The 13,856-nt window shown below is 65.5% G+C and carries 16 protein-coding genes and 1 other RNA gene; 10 read left to right on the forward strand and 7 right to left on the reverse strand.

Translation table 11 applies throughout. From position 1 onward, the window contains the following. Positions 1-65 precede the first annotated feature (65 nt). The gene (locus EYE42_RS02005; protein ID WP_165455682.1) at positions 66-728 is read left to right on the forward strand and encodes a helix-turn-helix transcriptional regulator; all 663 of its coding nucleotides are present in this window, start codon (positions 66-68) and stop codon (positions 726-728) included. On the opposite strand, the gene EYE42_RS02010 is transcribed toward EYE42_RS02005, so the two are convergent. Together EYE42_RS02010 and EYE42_RS02015 are read right to left on the reverse strand one after the other, a co-directional pair. Beyond that, a complete protein-coding gene (locus tag EYE42_RS02010) occupies positions 716-1,462 on the reverse strand; it encodes an RlmE family RNA methyltransferase (protein WP_130989621.1) in 747 nt (248 codons plus the stop codon). The two genes, EYE42_RS02005 and EYE42_RS02010, sit on opposite strands and share 13 nt — an antisense overlap. 16 nt (positions 1,463-1,478) lie before the next feature. Next, positions 1,479-2,600: a Ppx/GppA phosphatase family protein gene (locus tag EYE42_RS02015; RefSeq protein ID WP_130989622.1), complete on the reverse strand. Its 1,122-nt coding sequence runs from the start codon at positions 2,598-2,600 to the stop codon at positions 1,479-1,481. Positions 2,601-2,736: 136 nt separating this feature from the next. Between EYE42_RS02015 and EYE42_RS02020 the strand changes: the two genes are divergently transcribed. The 3 genes from EYE42_RS02020 (at position 2,737) to EYE42_RS02030 (ending at position 4,184) form a co-directional block, all read left to right on the forward strand. Further along, positions 2,737-3,186 (forward strand): PaaI family thioesterase, encoded by a 450-nt coding sequence (locus EYE42_RS02020; RefSeq protein WP_246020552.1) that lies wholly within the window; start codon positions 2,737-2,739, stop codon positions 3,184-3,186. Positions 3,187-3,222: 36 nt separating this feature from the next. Beyond that, positions 3,223-3,578: a transfer-messenger RNA gene (gene ssrA, locus EYE42_RS02025) on the forward strand. A gap of 141 nt (positions 3,579-3,719) precedes the next feature. Beyond that, a complete protein-coding gene (locus tag EYE42_RS02030; RefSeq protein ID WP_130989623.1) occupies positions 3,720-4,184 on the forward strand; it encodes an SspB family protein in 465 nt (154 codons plus the stop codon). Between the two features lie 47 nt (positions 4,185-4,231). On the opposite strand, the gene EYE42_RS02035 is transcribed toward EYE42_RS02030, so the two are convergent. Beyond that, on the reverse strand, positions 4,232-4,543 hold the full coding sequence (locus EYE42_RS02035) for an ETC complex I subunit (RefSeq protein WP_130989624.1): 312 nt from the start codon (positions 4,541-4,543) through the stop codon (positions 4,232-4,234). A 123-nt stretch (positions 4,544-4,666) separates the two neighbouring features. Between EYE42_RS02035 and EYE42_RS02040 the strand changes: the two genes are divergently transcribed. Together EYE42_RS02040 and EYE42_RS02045 are read left to right on the forward strand one after the other, a co-directional pair. Continuing rightward, on the forward strand, positions 4,667-5,206 hold the full coding sequence (locus tag EYE42_RS02040) for a superoxide dismutase family protein (RefSeq protein WP_130989625.1): 540 nt from the start codon (positions 4,667-4,669) through the stop codon (positions 5,204-5,206). Between the two features lie 107 nt (positions 5,207-5,313). Further along, a complete protein-coding gene (locus tag EYE42_RS02045; protein WP_165455683.1) occupies positions 5,314-5,583 on the forward strand; it encodes an I78 family peptidase inhibitor in 270 nt (89 codons plus the stop codon). Positions 5,584-5,587: 4 nt separating this feature from the next. Here the strand turns inward: EYE42_RS02045 and EYE42_RS02050 are convergent, their stop codons facing one another. The 3 genes from EYE42_RS02050 to rpsB form a co-directional block, all read right to left on the reverse strand. Beyond that, on the reverse strand, positions 5,588-6,172 hold the full coding sequence (locus tag EYE42_RS02050; protein WP_130989627.1) for a (d)CMP kinase: 585 nt from the start codon (positions 6,170-6,172) through the stop codon (positions 5,588-5,590). A 117-nt stretch (positions 6,173-6,289) separates the two neighbouring features. Continuing rightward, positions 6,290-7,201, reverse strand: a complete 912-nt coding sequence (gene tsf / locus EYE42_RS02055) for a translation elongation factor Ts (protein WP_130989628.1) — start codon at positions 7,199-7,201, stop codon at positions 6,290-6,292. Between the two features lie 84 nt (positions 7,202-7,285). Next, a complete protein-coding gene (gene rpsB / locus EYE42_RS02060; RefSeq protein WP_130989629.1) occupies positions 7,286-8,068 on the reverse strand; it encodes a 30S ribosomal protein S2 in 783 nt (260 codons plus the stop codon). 238 nt (positions 8,069-8,306) lie between these two features. Here rpsB and trhA point away from each other — a divergent pair, with 238 nt between their 5' ends. From trhA to EYE42_RS02075, 3 genes are all read left to right on the forward strand, one after another. Next, entirely contained in the window at positions 8,307-8,957 is a 651-nt protein-coding gene (gene trhA / locus EYE42_RS02065; RefSeq protein WP_130989630.1) for a PAQR family membrane homeostasis protein TrhA, read from the forward strand. Between the two features lie 96 nt (positions 8,958-9,053). Further along, a complete protein-coding gene (eda, locus tag EYE42_RS02070) occupies positions 9,054-9,698 on the forward strand; it encodes a bifunctional 4-hydroxy-2-oxoglutarate aldolase/2-dehydro-3-deoxy-phosphogluconate aldolase (RefSeq protein ID WP_130989631.1) in 645 nt (214 codons plus the stop codon). After that, the gene (locus EYE42_RS02075) at positions 9,698-10,912 is read left to right on the forward strand and encodes an MFS transporter (protein ID WP_425466552.1); all 1,215 of its coding nucleotides are present in this window, start codon (positions 9,698-9,700) and stop codon (positions 10,910-10,912) included. Before eda ends, EYE42_RS02075 begins: the two co-directional genes overlap by 1 nt. On the opposite strand, the gene xseA is transcribed toward EYE42_RS02075, so the two are convergent. Continuing rightward, on the reverse strand, positions 10,904-12,466 hold the full coding sequence (xseA, locus tag EYE42_RS02080; RefSeq protein WP_130989632.1) for an exodeoxyribonuclease VII large subunit: 1,563 nt from the start codon (positions 12,464-12,466) through the stop codon (positions 10,904-10,906). The genes EYE42_RS02075 and xseA overlap by 9 nt on opposite strands. Before the next feature lie 63 nt (positions 12,467-12,529). Here xseA and purD point away from each other — a divergent pair, with 63 nt between their 5' ends. Next, the gene (gene purD / locus EYE42_RS02085) at positions 12,530-13,786 is read left to right on the forward strand and encodes a phosphoribosylamine--glycine ligase (protein WP_130989633.1); all 1,257 of its coding nucleotides are present in this window, start codon (positions 12,530-12,532) and stop codon (positions 13,784-13,786) included. Positions 13,787-13,856 lie beyond the last annotated feature (70 nt).

Genomic DNA, 13,856 nt, shown 5'->3' on the forward strand with positions numbered 1-13,856 from the left:
ATCCGTCCAGTCCCTGCACCCGGCCCGATCATGTCCTGATCTGGCTGGTCAAGGGACAGGCCGGGGTGCGTTTTTCATATGGCGAAACCCGGCTGCGGGCCGGTGAGCTTCGATACATCCCGGCGGGAACAGCCTTTGCCACGGTTCCGGATGCGGGGGTCTGCGGTCATGTCGCGCTGATTGCAAGGCGTCTGGCGGACACGGCCGAGCCGCCCCTGCCCTGCCGGGCGATGACGGTTCGTGTTGGCCCGCATGGAGACCAGATCAAGGCGACGCTGCAGGAACTGGCCATTGAAAAGTCAAAGGCGAATGCACGGGCCCTGTCCTGTCTGATCAATCTGTTGTCGCTGCGGCTGGGACTGCTGTCTCGTGGGAATGCCCCGGGTCGCGCGGCACCGAACCCGCCTGACCGGCCATTGGTAGACCGCTTTCTTGATCTGGCACGGCAGAGATTGGGCAGCGCGCAGGCGGTCGCCGAACTTGCGGCTGACCTGCACAGCACCGTCGCGCTGCTGGATCAGGCCTGCATGGCTGCCCATGGCAAGCGGGCCATAGAACTGATCCACGACCTGCAACTGGAATGCGCCGCCCTGCTGCTGCGCAACACGGCCCAGCCGACCCATCGCATCGCGGCAGACCTGGGCTATTCCAGCCATGCCCATTTCGTCAGGGCCTTTGCCGCGGCGACCGGACGGCGGCCGGATGTCTTTCGCGCTCAGTCCGGCTGAACGTCGGCCCGCCGACCGTGAAAGCCGGTGGCGACCACGAATTTCTCGGACGAATCGCTGCGGCTGGCCGGCGGCTTGACATTGGCCACCTTGTCGAAATTGCGCTTCAGCATGGCTTGCATTTCGGTTTCCGCGCCGCCCGCCAGGACTTTGGCGACAAAGGTTCCACCCGGTTCCAGCACGTCGAACGCCAGGCCCGCCGCCGCCTCGACCAGGGCCACGATGCGCAGGTGGTCGGTGCCCTTGTGGCCCGATGACGCGGCGGCCATGTCGGACATCACCACATCGGCAGGACCGCCCAGCCATTCCTTGACCGTTTCGTCAGCGCCTTCGGACAGGAAATCAAGTTGGTGAATTTCGGCCCCGGCAATCGGATCAACCTGTTGCAGGTCGATGCCCAGAACCTTGCCGACCGGTTTTCCGGACTTTTCACCAAGCGCGTTCACGCGTCCGACAGCCACCTGGCACCAGCCGCCTGGCGCGCATCCCAGATCGACGACGCGCGCGCCCGGCACCAGGAACCGGTACTTGTCGTCCAGTTCCAGGATCTTGAAGGCCGCACGCCCGCGATAGCCCTCGCGTCTGGCCCGCGCCACATAGGGGTCATTCAACTGCCGTTCCAGCCACAGCTTGCTGGACAGCTTGCGGCCCTTGGCGGTCTTGACCCGCACCCGCAGGTCGCGCTGCCCGCGCCCGCTGGATTTGCCTTCCCGGCTGCCCGGTGCCTTGGTCATTGCGGCGCCCTTGTCATCATGCCACCCCGTTCAGGCCTTCCGATTCCAGAACTCCATCGCGCACCATCTGGGCATAAAGCAAGCCCTCGCGCAGGCCGCGATCCGCGACCGACAGCTTGCTGGTGGGCCAGATCCGCATCAGGGTTTGCAGGATCGCCGCCCCCGACATGATCAGCGCATGACGTTCCCGACCGATGCGCGGATCGGCCCGGCGTCCATCGGGGCCAAGTTGAAGATAGGATTGAATCACCCGGTCAATCTGGCTGCTGGTCATTTCCAGCCCGTCCACCTTGGTCCGGTCGTAACGGCGCAGGCCCAGGAAACTGGCCGCGACCGTCGTGACTGTCCCCGAGGTGCCGATGATCTGGAACCCCTCGTCGGGCGAGCCCTCGGCATAGGGGGTAAAGCCCGCCAGCATCTCCTCGAAATACCAGCTCATCAGGGCAAAGCGGCCCTGGTCGTCCTCGACATCGGCGAACTGGTCGCGCAGGGTCGCCACCCCCAGCGGCACGCTGATCCAGTCCACCACCCGCGCGCCCCCAGGCTGCGGGTTGCCGAACCCGTCGGCCAGCCGCATGATTGCACGCGGCCGTTCCTTGGGTTCCACATCCTCGAGGTCGATCCATACCAGTTCGGTCGATCCGCCGCCGATGTCCACGACCATCAGCGTCTCGGTCTTGTGGCTGACCAGCGGTGCGCAGGAAATCACCGCCAGCCGCGCTTCTTCCTCGGCGGTGATGATCTCGACAGGCAGGCCGGTTTCGCGCCGGATCGTGCGCAGCAGGTCGCGGCTGTTGCGCGCCCGCCGACATGCCTCGGTCGCCACCAGACGCATGTTGCCCACGCGGTGCTGATCCAGCTTGCGCCGGCACACCTGCAAGGCATGAACCGTGCGCGCCATCGAACTGCGGGACAGCCGCCCCGAAGCCTCCAGCCCCAGGCCCAGTTGCACGGGCTTGGAAAAGCTGTCGATGACCTGGAACTGACTGCCCTTGGGGCGGGCAATCAGCATCCGGCACGAATTTGTGCCCAGGTCGAGGGCTGCATACAGCACCCCTTCCTCGGGTTGTCGGGTGGCAGACGGCTCTACCGTATGATTCGGGAACGCGTCCACACCCGCAGGACGCTTGGGCGTCATGACACACGCCCTCTGATTTCAAGTTAACAGAAAGGTAACGTGCCGGCCTTGTCCGATCAAGGGGCGGCGCAGGATGGATTGCGCAACGGCCGCATTCCGGTCGATAGTGACGGTCCAGACAGCATCGCGGATCGCCATGACCCAGACCGGCTCCCCCCTTTCGGAAGCGACCTTGTCGCGCATCAGCGACAGTTTTGCCCGCCAGGGGCTTATGGCTCATCTTGGCGCAGAAATCGCCGGCATCGGCCCCGGAACCGTCACGATCCGGCTGCCCTTCCGCCCGGAACTGACCCAGCAGCACGGATATTTCCACGGCGGCAGCACGGCAGCGATCGCCGATGCCGCTGGCGGCTATGCGGGCAGCACCCTGATGCCCGACAACAGTTCGGTGCTTACGGTCGAATTCAAGCTGAACCTGCTGAACCCTGCGCAGGGGGACTGCCTCGAGGCGGTGGGACGGGTCATCAAACCCGGCCGGACCCTGACGATCAGCCAGATCGACGTCTGGAGCCTGTCCGGCGACCGGCGGGTCCATGTGGCAACCGGGGTGCAGACCCTGATCTGCGTTCCCCAAAATACCGCATGAAGCCGCAGTTCTGGCAACTGCCCGTCACTGCGCCACCCCCTTGCGACGCCGAAACGCACGGCCTATATCTTCCTTGTCGGGCGCAAGTCCGACTATGGACATAAACGCGCATGGAATAAGCGGATCGGACCCGGGGGCGGTACCCGGCGACTCCACCAGATCACCCTCGTTGGGGGGCCTTGGGGTCGAAACAGGATCGACGAACGTCTAAAGATGTTTGCTTTGTCTCGGTGAGCCACCACCGTTATCGGTGCAAAAAGTACAGTTGCCAACGACAACCGTGCTCCGGTCGCTCTGGCTGCGTAAGCAGCTCGGGTAACCGAAACCTTAAGCCCTTGCGCCTAGCAGCGTAAGGCGGGGCCCGCAGGAGCCTGGCAACAGAATCCTGCACCTTCCCTCCCTCTCCGATGGCCGTGTCAGCAGCCGGATTGTCGGTCGCGGCATGGTTGCAGCTTTCTTGCTGTTGCCTGGCCCGCCCCCCTTTTCAATGCCGGTCATATCCCTATGCTGGCCGCAAATCGAAGGGTATGGGCATGGCGCGTTCAGGAATCGATTATGGCGGAATGATGCGCAGCGCCCTGCAGGGCATGATCGCGGATATTCTGGAACGTGTTGCGGAACACGGCCTGCCGGGCGACCATCATTTCTTCATTACGTTCGACACGCGCGACGAGGGCGTCGAGATGGCGGACTGGCTGCGCGAGCGTTATCCCGAGGAAATGACCATCGTCATTCAGCACTGGTTCGACAACCTGACGGTTGACGACGAAGGGTTCGGCGTCACGCTGAATTTCGGCAATTCGCCCGAACCCCTGCGCATCCCCTTTGATGCGCTGCGGACCTTTGTCGATCCCTCGGTCGAATTCGGTCTGCGGTTCGAGACGCAGGATATCGACGACGATGCGGATGACGAGGGGGACGAAAGCGGCGGTGACAGCCCCGACGACACTCCTCCCGGCGGCGGCGAAGTGGTTCAGTTGGACCGCTGGCGGAAATAGGATTTCAGCCGGCGGCCGATCCGGACATTCGGGTCCGTTGGAATTTTCTAATGCGTCCAGGGGGCGCGGCGGTCGGTGGCAAAGTTTTCGCCGTAACCGCGAGGGCGTATGTTGACGCCGCGCTGATGCGGCGGCTGGACGATATAATCCAGCCCCCTTTCGCGGGCATATTCCTCGGCCTGCTTCAGCGTGTCAAAACGCAGGCGAACCTGGCTCTGGGTATCGTCGCTGCTGGTCCATCCCATCAGGGGATCAAGGTCGCGCTGGTCGGACGGTGGAAATTCCAGAATCCAGGACCGGGTCCGCGCCGTGCCGGACTGCATGGCATTACGGGACGGTTGATAGATGCGGACACGCATTCAGAAAGCTACCTTTCGCGGACGGACGCTGGCCGCGTTATCGCCAATGATGCGGCAGGGATCAAGACCCGGAACGCCTGCCCCTTCCCGGCGTTGAGCCTGCTGCAACCACAGGAGGATACCATGCCATTCCGCACCGCAGCAGCCTTGGGGCTGTTGATGACGCTGCCCGCGGCCGCGCAGGATGCCCTGGCTCCGGCCTCGACCCCGACCGAGGGCCAGGCTGCCATGATCGCCGAGATCAAATCCCCTCAGGGCGAAAGCCATGGCACGGCAACCCTGGCGCCGACCCCTTCGGGGATGATGCTGGTCACGCTGGATCTGACGGGTCTTCCCCCAGGCATCCGGGGTGTGCATATCCACGAAACCGGCGAATGCAGCCCGCCGGATTTCGACTCTGCAGGCGGACATCTGGCGGATGGCAAGGAACACGGGACCATGGCCGAAAATGGCCCCCATCCCGGCGATCTGCCGAACCTTCATGTGCCCGAAGGCGGCGCACTGATGGTCGAGTTCTTTGCGGCAGGGCTGACCCCGGACCTGCTGGGCGACGATGACGGGTCGGCCATCATCATCCATGAACAGCCTGACGATTACGTGGGCCAGCCTGCGGGCAATGCGGGCACACGGGTCGGATGCGGCACGTTTGCCCAGGCTGAATGACCCGATTGGCGGCGTTCGACAGGGCGCCGCCACGGGCAATGCCGTGGCCTCGCGCCATGAGGGGCAATCAGCCCAGCGAAGTGTTTTCCGAATCGAAAGGCCTTTTCATGATCCTGCGCCTTGCCTGTCCGCTGTTGTCCGCGCTGACCCTCGCATCCTGCACGGCGGGACTGCCGCTTACCGTCGATGCGGCGCGATGCGACCCCGTCCGTCACCAGACACTGGTGGGAATGAATATCGGAGAGGTTTACCTGCCAGCGCAGTTGGAACAGCGCATCATCAGCCCCGGCCAGGTCACAGACTTTGCCTATCGGTCCGAACGGCTGAACATTTTTGTCGATCCCAAGGGCTGGATCGAACGGGTTTCCTGCGGCTAGATCGTCAACCCCGGACGCCGGCCACGATGCTTTTGGCCCGTTCGATGGCCTCGTGGATGGACAAGCCGGTCGTATCCAGCAGCACGGCGTCAGGCGCGGGCTTCAACGGCGCTGTCGCCCGCTCGCTGTCGCGCCGGTCGCGGTCGCGCAGTTGTTCCAGCACAGCGTCAGCATCGGTCCCCAGTTCGGCCGCCCGCCGAATGGCCCGTGCGCGGTCCGACGCCGTGACATACAGCTTGACCGCCGCGTCCGGGCAGATGACCGTGCCGATGTCCCGCCCATCCAGAACCGCACCCGGTTCCTGGGCGGCAAAACGGCGCTGATATTCCACCAGCGCATCGCGTACCGCAGGGATGGCCGCCACCCGGCTGGCCGCCTGCCCGGCCTCGGCGCTGCGCAGGTCCGGTCGGGCCAGATCCTCGACCGACAGGGATCGCGCCGCCAGGACCGGATCGCCGCCCTTCGCCCCGGTGGCCCGATACAGCAGCCCCGTATCCAGATGATGAAATCCGAAATGCCCGGCGATTGCGCGGGCGATCGTCCCCTTGCCCGAGGCAGCCGGTCCGTCGATGGCGATGATAAAGGGCATTGCTCCGCCGCTCAGATTTCGGACGCTGCATGACATGGGCCAACAAGGCCGTCCAGCCGGGACGCATGAAAAACGCCGGCCCAGGGGGACCGGCGGTCGTGTGACGAAGCGAAGCGATCAGGCGCCGCTGAGGGTCTTAGCGACCTCGGCCGCGAAATCCTCTTCCTTCTTTTCGATGCCCTCGCCGACAGCCACGCGGGCAAAGCCAGTGATCTCGACCCCGGCCTCTTTCGCGGCCTGCTCGACCGTCAGGTCGGGATTGATCACAAAGGGCTGGCCCAGCAGCGTGTTTTCGCCCACGAACTTCTTCATCCGGCCGGGAATGATGTTGTTCTGGATCACGGCCTCGGGCTTCGGCTTGGCCGAGGCGGCGTTTTCCTCCAGCGCCTTGGCGGTCTGGACCTGCAACTCACGCTCCAGCAAAGCCGGGTCCAGCGTCGCCTCGGACAGGGACAGGGGGCTGGTCGCGGCGATATGCATGGCGAATTGCTTGCCGATGGCCTGGGCCTTTTCCGCATCGCCCTTCAGCGCCACCAGAACGCCGATCTTGCCCATGCCTTCTGCGGCCGCATTGTGGACATAGGACACGACCGTGTCGCCTTCCAGCATGTGCATCCGGCGCAGGGTCATGTTCTCGCCGATGCGGGCGATGGCATCGGTCAGAACCTCGGACACCGGCTTGCCGTTCAGGCGAGTGGCCTTCAGCACCTCGACGTCGTTTTCCGTGGTCAGGGCAATATCGGTGATGTCGCGCACCAGTTGCTGGAAATCGGCATTCTTGGCGACGAAGTCGGTTTCCGAGTTGATCTCGACGGCAACCCCGCGACCGGTCGTGACCTGAACGCCCACCAGGCCCTCGGCGGCAACGCGATCGGCCTTCTTGGCGGCCTTGGCAAGGCCCTTGGTGCGCAGCCAGTCGATGGCGGCGTCTATGTTGCCGTCGGTTTCCGTCAGCGCCTTCTTGGCATCCATCATCCCTGCGCCGGTCGTTTCGCGCAGTTCCTTCACCATCGCGGCGGTGATTGCCATGATCCGTCTCCTTTGTTCAACGCATCAGGCGGGGCATATCCCCGCCTGACGACAAATCCATGAATGTCGCAGAACGCGCGTCGGTCAGGCGTCGGCGGTCGCCTGTTCCTGGGTCGGCTCGTCCAGCAGTTCCTCGGGGGCCTCGGACAGGGCGCCCATGTCCACGCCCGCCGCGCCCATCTGGGCCGACATGCCGTCCAGCGCCGCGCGGCTGGCCAGGTCGCAATACAGCGCGATGGCGCGGGCCGCGTCGTCGTTGCCGGGGATGATATAGTCCACGCCATCGGGCGAACAGTTGGTATCGACCACGGCGACAACCGGGATCCCCAGTTTCCGGGCCTCGAGGATGGCCAGGTCTTCCTTGTTCACGTCGACCACGAACAAAAGGTCGGGCAGGCCGCCCATGTCGCGGATGCCGCCCAGCGAGGCCTGCAGCTTCGACTGCTCGCGCTCGAGCTGCAGGCGTTCCTTCTTGGTCAGACCCTCGGCCCCGCCGGCCATGGTCTCGTCGATGGCCTTGAGACGGCTGATCGACTGGGACACGGTTTTCCAGTTGGTCAGCGTGCCGCCCAGCCAGCGGTGGTTCATATAGAACTGGGCCGAGCGTTCGGCGGCATCCGCGATGGGCTTCTGGGCCTGGCGCTTGGTGCCGACGAACAGCACGCGGCCGCCCTTGGCAACCGTGTCGCGCACGACCTGCAACGCCGCGTCCAGCATCGGTAGCGTCTGCGTCAGATCCAGGATGTGGATGCCGTTGCGGTCGCCATAGATGAATTCCGCCATGCGCGGATTCCAGCGCTGCGTCTGGTGGCCATAGTGAACGCCAGCTTCCAAGAGCTGACGCAGGGAAAATTCGGGAAGCGCCATTCCATGTTCCTTTCCGGTTTGCGCCTTGGCAGGGATTTCAGGACATGTGTCCCAACCGGTGGACCTTTTGCGGATGTCTCCCGCAAGGGCCCTTCCCTGCCTGTGAAGTAGGCGGGCAAATAGACCCGCCAAGGCCGATTTGCAAGAGCCAATGCCCGGCAACCCGGCAAGACATGACGATTCTGTCAATTGTCCGATGTGCCGGTCTGGGGCAGGATGATCCCATGAAGGGTGCATCATGACCAGTCGCCAGTTTTCATTCGGCCGCCAATACGATTTCCATGAACTTCTTGCAGACGGTGTCGTGCACGGAATCGGCATAGTCCTGGCCCTGATCGGGGTGACGGCCCTGATCTTTCATGCCACCTTGTCGGCGCCCCGCGCGGATGTGGTGGCCACCGCCGTCTATGGCACCGGCCTGGTTCTGGCCCTTGCAGCATCGTTCATCTATAACATGCTGCCGCATTCGACGCTGAAATGGCATTTCCGCCGTCTGGATCACTCGGCGATCTTTATCCTGATTGCCGCCACCTATACGCCGTTTCTTCACAAGGCGTCGACCGACCCTACGGTTCAAAAGCTGCTGGTCGGGATCTGGGTCATGGCCACCCTGGGCGTGGCGCTGAAATGCTTTCTGCCCGGCCGTTATGACAAGCTGGCTATCCTGCTTTATATCATGATGGGCTGGAGCGGGCTTGTCGCCTTCCAGCCCATCGCCGACCACCTGCCCCCCGTATCCATGCTGCTGATCGTGATCGGCGGCATCGTCTATACCGTCGGGGTGATCTTTCATGTCTGGCAGCGGCTTCGGTTCCAGAATGCCATCTGGCATGGTTTTGTGGTCACTGCCGCCACGATCCACTATGTCGCCGTGCTGGTGGCGATCTGATAGCGTTATCATATTTTGCGCCGCAGCGCGGCAAACCCTTGCATCGGTCCCTGCCTGCGGGCAACCTGAGCCCGTATCGCCAAGGAAGGCTGTGCCATGAACCCAGAAATCCAGTCGAACCGGACCCGGGCCTTGTGCGGGCTGGCCCCGGTGATTCCGGTTATCGTCATCCGAAATGCCGAACGGGCGGCGGGCCTTGCACAGGCGCTGATCTCGGGTGGGCTGCCGGTCCTCGAGGTGACATTGCGCTCGGACGCCGCGCTGGAGGCCATTCGCGCCATGTCGGCCGTCTCGGGCGGGCATGTGGGCGCCGGTACGGTTCTGACCCCTGACGATGCCAGGCGCGCCAAGGACGCTGGCGCGAGCTTTGCCGTCTCGCCCGGCCTGACCGACCGGCTGATCGCCGCTTGCGAGGATCTGGCCCTGCCGCTGCTGCCGGGCGCGGCCACCGCGTCCGAGGTGATGCGCGCGGCGGATGCGGGCTATCACATGCTGAAGTTCTTTCCCGCCGAGGCGATCGGGGGCGCGCCGGCCCTGAAATCGCTGGCCGGTCCCCTGCCCCGGATCAGCTTCTGCCCGACCGGGGGCATCTCACCCGCCATTGCGCCTGACTATCTGGCGCTGCCGAACGTGGTCTGCGTGGGCGGAAGCTGGATCGCGACCGACGCCGACGTGAATGCCGAGAACTGGGGCGAAATTCAGGAACGCGCCCATGACGCCGCGCGGCTGAACCGGCGCTGATCTTGGCCACAGACCAGCACCGTGCCCGACGAAACGTGATCGTGCTGGTCGCGGCCCAGGCGATTTTGGGCGCGCAGATGTCGGTGATCTTCATCGTTGGCGGCCTTGCCGGCCAGATTCTGGCGCCTTATCCCTGCATCGCCACCCTGCCCCTGTCGATGATCGTTCTGGGATCGGCGCTGACGGCCAGGCCCCTTGCGCGGTTCATGCAGGACCGGGGCCGCCAGGCGGGGTTCATGCTGGCCGTTCTGGCGGGGGGCCTTGGCGCGGCGCTGGCTGCCTGGGGTTTGTCGGCGGGGTCGTTCTGGCTGTTCATGGGGGGCTCGCTGCTGACCGGCGTCTATATGTCGGCGCAGGGTTTCTATCGCTTTGCCGCCACCGACCTTGCGTCCGAGGATTACGCCCCCCGCGCGATCAGTTGGGTGATGGCGGGCGGCCTGGCTGCGGCGATCATCGGTCCCGCCCTGGTGCGCGCGACCGACGGGCTGACGGCGGTGCCGTTCCTGGCGACCTATCTGGCGGTGATCGGTTTGAATGCAATGGGTCCGATCCTGTTCGCCTTTCTGGACAGCCCGCTGCCCGCAAGCCGCGCAACGGGCCCGGACGCGGGCCGCCCCCTGGCCCTGCTGGTGCGCCAGCCGCGCATTGCCGTCGCGATGATCTGCGGAATGGTTTCCTATGCGCTGATGAACCTGGTCATGACCTCGACCCCGCTTGCCGTCGTGGGCTGCGGTTTTGCACCGAGGGATGCGGCCAATATCGTCAGCGCCCATGTGCTGGCCATGTTCGGACCCAGCTTTTTCACCGGCCACCTGATCGCCCGATTCGGGGCAGAGCGGATCGTGGCGGCGGGATTGTTCCTGCTGGCCATTGCGGGGGCGGCCGCCCTGTCGGGGGTCGAACTGGGCAATTTCTTCGCGGCCCTGGTGCTTTTGGGAATGGGCTGGAATTTCGGCTATATCGGCGCCACCGCCATGCTGACCCGCGCCCATGCGCCCGAGGAACGGGGCCGCATCCAGGGGCTGAACGACGCGGTGGTGTTCGGCGGGGTGTTTCTTGCCTCGCTGTCGTCGGGCGGGCTCATGAATTGCAGCGGCGGGTCGGTCGTGGCGGGCTGGAATGCCGTCAATCTGGCGATGCTGCCCTTTCTGGTTCTGGCGGGCGGCGCCCTGATCTGGCTGATGCTGCGCCCGAAGGATGCCCGGTCAGAATAGCGATTTCTGTTCGGGCATCCCGGTCTTTCGTCCGCCTTTGCCGGGCGCGCCTTCGGGGCGAACCGGCAGGCGCTGATCCCCGGCGAACTGCAATTCCAGCCGGACATGCTGCCGGGCATCGGCGATGGATGTGATCACGCCGTTGTCCGGACCTCGCACCACCACGAACCCCCGTCGCAGCGTTTCCTCGTGGCCCAGCGATTGCCGCATCCGGTCCAGCCGTTGCAGGGCCTCGTCCCGAATGCGGATTGCCCGCTGCGCCGCCAGGTCGAGACGCCGCGACAGATCGGCACCTTTCTGGCCCTGTTGCGCGATCGCCCGCCGTGTGGTCGCGATCACGCGCGCGAGAGAGGCATCCAACCGCTCTCCCATGGCTGTCGCCCGGTCGCGGCGCCGTTCCAGCCGCCGGGCTGCGGCTGCGCCCAGCCGATGCGCCAGCCCCTCCAGCCCATGGCCCTTGCGGTCCATGAAGCGGCACAGCAAGGCCAGGGGCATGGGCCGCGCGGCCAGGTGATGACGGCGCGTGCGCAGCAGGGTATGCAGGGCCGGGTCCAGCCTGCCCGACCAGAGATCCAGCCGCTGCCGCGCCCCTTCGGTCAGCGATGCGGGGCGGCCCAATGCGCGAGACAGATCGCGCAGCCGCTGCCGGGGCCGGTCGATGTGATGGCGGCTGCATCGTGTCAGCCTTGCCTGGGATTCGGCCATGCGTGCGGCCAGTTCCGCCAGCACCGGCACAGCCATTTCGGCCGCTGCCGTGGGTGTCGGCGCCCGGCGGTCCGAGGCAAAGTCGATCAGCGTGGTATCCGTTTCGTGTCCCACGGCCGAAATCAGGGGGATGCGGCTTTCGGCGGCGGCGCGGACCACCGCCTCCTCGTTGAAGCCCCACAAATCCTCCAGACTGCCGCCACCCCGCGCAACGATCAGCAGGTCGGGTCGAGGAACCGGCCCGCCCTCTGGCAGATCGTTGAAACCCCGGATCGCCGCCGCCACCTGCGGCGCACAGCCATCGCCCTGCACCGCCACCGGCCAAATCAGGACATGGGTCGGAAAGCGGTCGCGCAGCCGATGCAGGATGTCGCGGATCACCGCCCCCGAAGGCGAGGTGACGACCCCGATCACCCGCGGCAGGAACGGCAGGGGCCGCTTGCGCGACTCGTCGAACAGCCCCTCGGCCGCCAGCGCCTGGCGGCGCTTTTCCAGCATGGCCATCAGCGCGCCAAGGCCGGCAGGCTCGATCTGATCGACGATCAACTGGTATTTCGACTGTCCCGGAAACGTGGTGATGCGGCCCGTGGCGATCACCTCCATCCCTTCCTCGGGGCGTTGGGCCAGCTTGGCCGCCTGCCCTTTCCAGGTCACGGCGGCCAGGACGGAACGGTCATCCTTCAGGTCGAAATAGAGATGCCCGGAAGACGGCCGCGATACCCGTCCGATCTCGCCCCGCACGCGGACCCGGCCGAACTGATCCTCCAGGCTGCGCTTGACCGCCCCGGACAGTTCGGACACCGTGAATTCGTGGGCGTTGCTGCCCGGCGCATCTTCCAGCAATTCCATGCGACTTGTTCCCCTTGGCGGGCCAGACTAGAACGCCCGCGCGGCAAACGAAAGGGCGGCCCCATGAACATCCTGATCCTCGGCGGCGGCGGGCGGGAACACGCCCTGGCCTGGGCGGTCCGGCAGAACCCGAAATGCGACCGACTGATCGTGGCCCCCGGCAATGCGGGCATCGCCAACGTCGCCGAATGCGCCGACCTGAACATCCTGTCGCGCGCCGAGGTTCTGGAATTCGCGCAGGAAAACGCCATCGATTTCGTGCTGATCGGCCCCGAGGCGCCGCTGGCCGCCGGCGTCTCCGACGCGTTGCGCAACGCCGGTTTCCTGGTGTTCGGCCCGTCGCAAGCCGCAGCCCAGCTTGAAGCCTCGAAAGCTTTCACCAAGGAGATCTGCGACGCCTGCGGCGCGCCGACCGCAGCCTGGGCACGCTTTTCGGATGCCGACAGCGCCCGCGATTACGTCGCCCGGCAGGGCGCCCCGATCGTGGTCAAGGCCGACGGCCTGGCTGCGGGCAAGGGCGTGACCGTCGCCGATACGGTCGAACAGGCACACCAGGCCATCGAGGCCATCTTCGAGGGCGAGTTCGGCAAGATGTCGGTCGTGATCGAGGAATTCATGCCGGGCGAGGAAGCAAGCTTCTTCGTTCTGTGCGACGGAACGAACTGCCTGCCCATCGGCACCGCCCAGGACCACAAGCGGGTGGGCGACGGCGATACTGGCCCCAACACCGGCGGCATGGGCGCCTATAGCCCGGCACCCGTTCTGACCCAGGCTTTGCAGGATCAGGTCATGGCACGGATCGTGCAGCCCACGGTGGCCGAAATGGCCGCGCGCGGTACGCCGTTCCAGGGCGTCCTGTATGCCGGTCTGATGATCGACCGCGGTCAGGCCCGTCTGGTCGAATACAACGTCCGCTTCGGCGACCCCGAATGCCAGGTGCTGATGATGCGTCTGGGCGGACAGGTGCTGGATCTGCTGCTTGCCTGCGCCGAGGGGCGGCTGGCCGGAATGTCCGTCCACTGGGCCGACGACCATGCCCTGACGGTGGTGATGGCCGCCCAAGGTTATCCCGGCGACTATCGCAAGGGCAGCGTCCTCACCGGCCTGGACGGTCTGTCCGAAACCAGTTTCGCCATGACCTTCCACGCCGGGACTGCGGCCAGGGACGGCCAGGTCATCGCCGCCGGCGGCCGGGTCCTGGCCTGCACCGGGCGCGGTGCGACCTTGGCCGAGGCGCATGAGCGCGCCTATGCCCAGGTGGATGGGATCGACTGGCCCCAGGGGTTCTGCCGCCGCGACATCGGCTGGCGCGCGCTCTAGCCTTCTTGGCCCCCGTCATGCATCCCCCGCCAGAGGCATCCGGCGGGGCATCCAGACCCCCCAGTCAGGC

Origin of the sequence: Paracoccus subflavus (assembly GCF_004310345.1) — a bacterium.
In the GTDB taxonomy this organism is placed as follows: Bacteria; Pseudomonadota; Alphaproteobacteria; order Rhodobacterales; family Rhodobacteraceae; genus Paracoccus; species Paracoccus subflavus.

Excerpts from the sequence above, each read along its gene's own strand:
- EYE42_RS02020 (WP_246020552.1), top strand. The coding sequence starts at position 2,737 with ATGACCCAGACCGGCTCCCCCCTTTCGGAAGCGACCTTGTCGCGCATC.
- rpsB (WP_130989629.1), bottom strand. The coding sequence starts at position 8,068 with ATGGCGCTTCCCGAATTTTCCCTGCGTCAGCTCTTGGAAGCTGGCGTT.
- EYE42_RS02050 (WP_130989627.1), bottom strand. The coding sequence starts at position 6,172 with ATGCCCTTTATCATCGCCATCGACGGACCGGCTGCCTCGGGCAAGGGG.
- tsf (WP_130989628.1), bottom strand. The coding sequence starts at position 7,201 with ATGGCAATCACCGCCGCGATGGTGAAGGAACTGCGCGAAACGACCGGC.
- trhA (WP_130989630.1), top strand. The coding sequence starts at position 8,307 with ATGACCAGTCGCCAGTTTTCATTCGGCCGCCAATACGATTTCCATGAA.
- EYE42_RS02045 (WP_165455683.1), top strand. The coding sequence starts at position 5,314 with ATGATCCTGCGCCTTGCCTGTCCGCTGTTGTCCGCGCTGACCCTCGCA.
- eda (WP_130989631.1), top strand. The coding sequence starts at position 9,054 with ATGAACCCAGAAATCCAGTCGAACCGGACCCGGGCCTTGTGCGGGCTG.
- EYE42_RS02035 (WP_130989624.1), bottom strand. The coding sequence starts at position 4,543 with ATGCGTGTCCGCATCTATCAACCGTCCCGTAATGCCATGCAGTCCGGC.
- EYE42_RS02015 (WP_130989622.1), bottom strand. The coding sequence starts at position 2,600 with ATGACGCCCAAGCGTCCTGCGGGTGTGGACGCGTTCCCGAATCATACG.
- EYE42_RS02040 (WP_130989625.1), top strand. The coding sequence starts at position 4,667 with ATGCCATTCCGCACCGCAGCAGCCTTGGGGCTGTTGATGACGCTGCCC.
- EYE42_RS02030 (WP_130989623.1), top strand. The coding sequence starts at position 3,720 with ATGGCGCGTTCAGGAATCGATTATGGCGGAATGATGCGCAGCGCCCTG.
- EYE42_RS02010 (WP_130989621.1), bottom strand. The coding sequence starts at position 1,462 with ATGACCAAGGCACCGGGCAGCCGGGAAGGCAAATCCAGCGGGCGCGGG.
- purD (WP_130989633.1), top strand. The coding sequence starts at position 12,530 with ATGAACATCCTGATCCTCGGCGGCGGCGGGCGGGAACACGCCCTGGCC.
- xseA (WP_130989632.1), bottom strand. The coding sequence starts at position 12,466 with ATGGAATTGCTGGAAGATGCGCCGGGCAGCAACGCCCACGAATTCACG.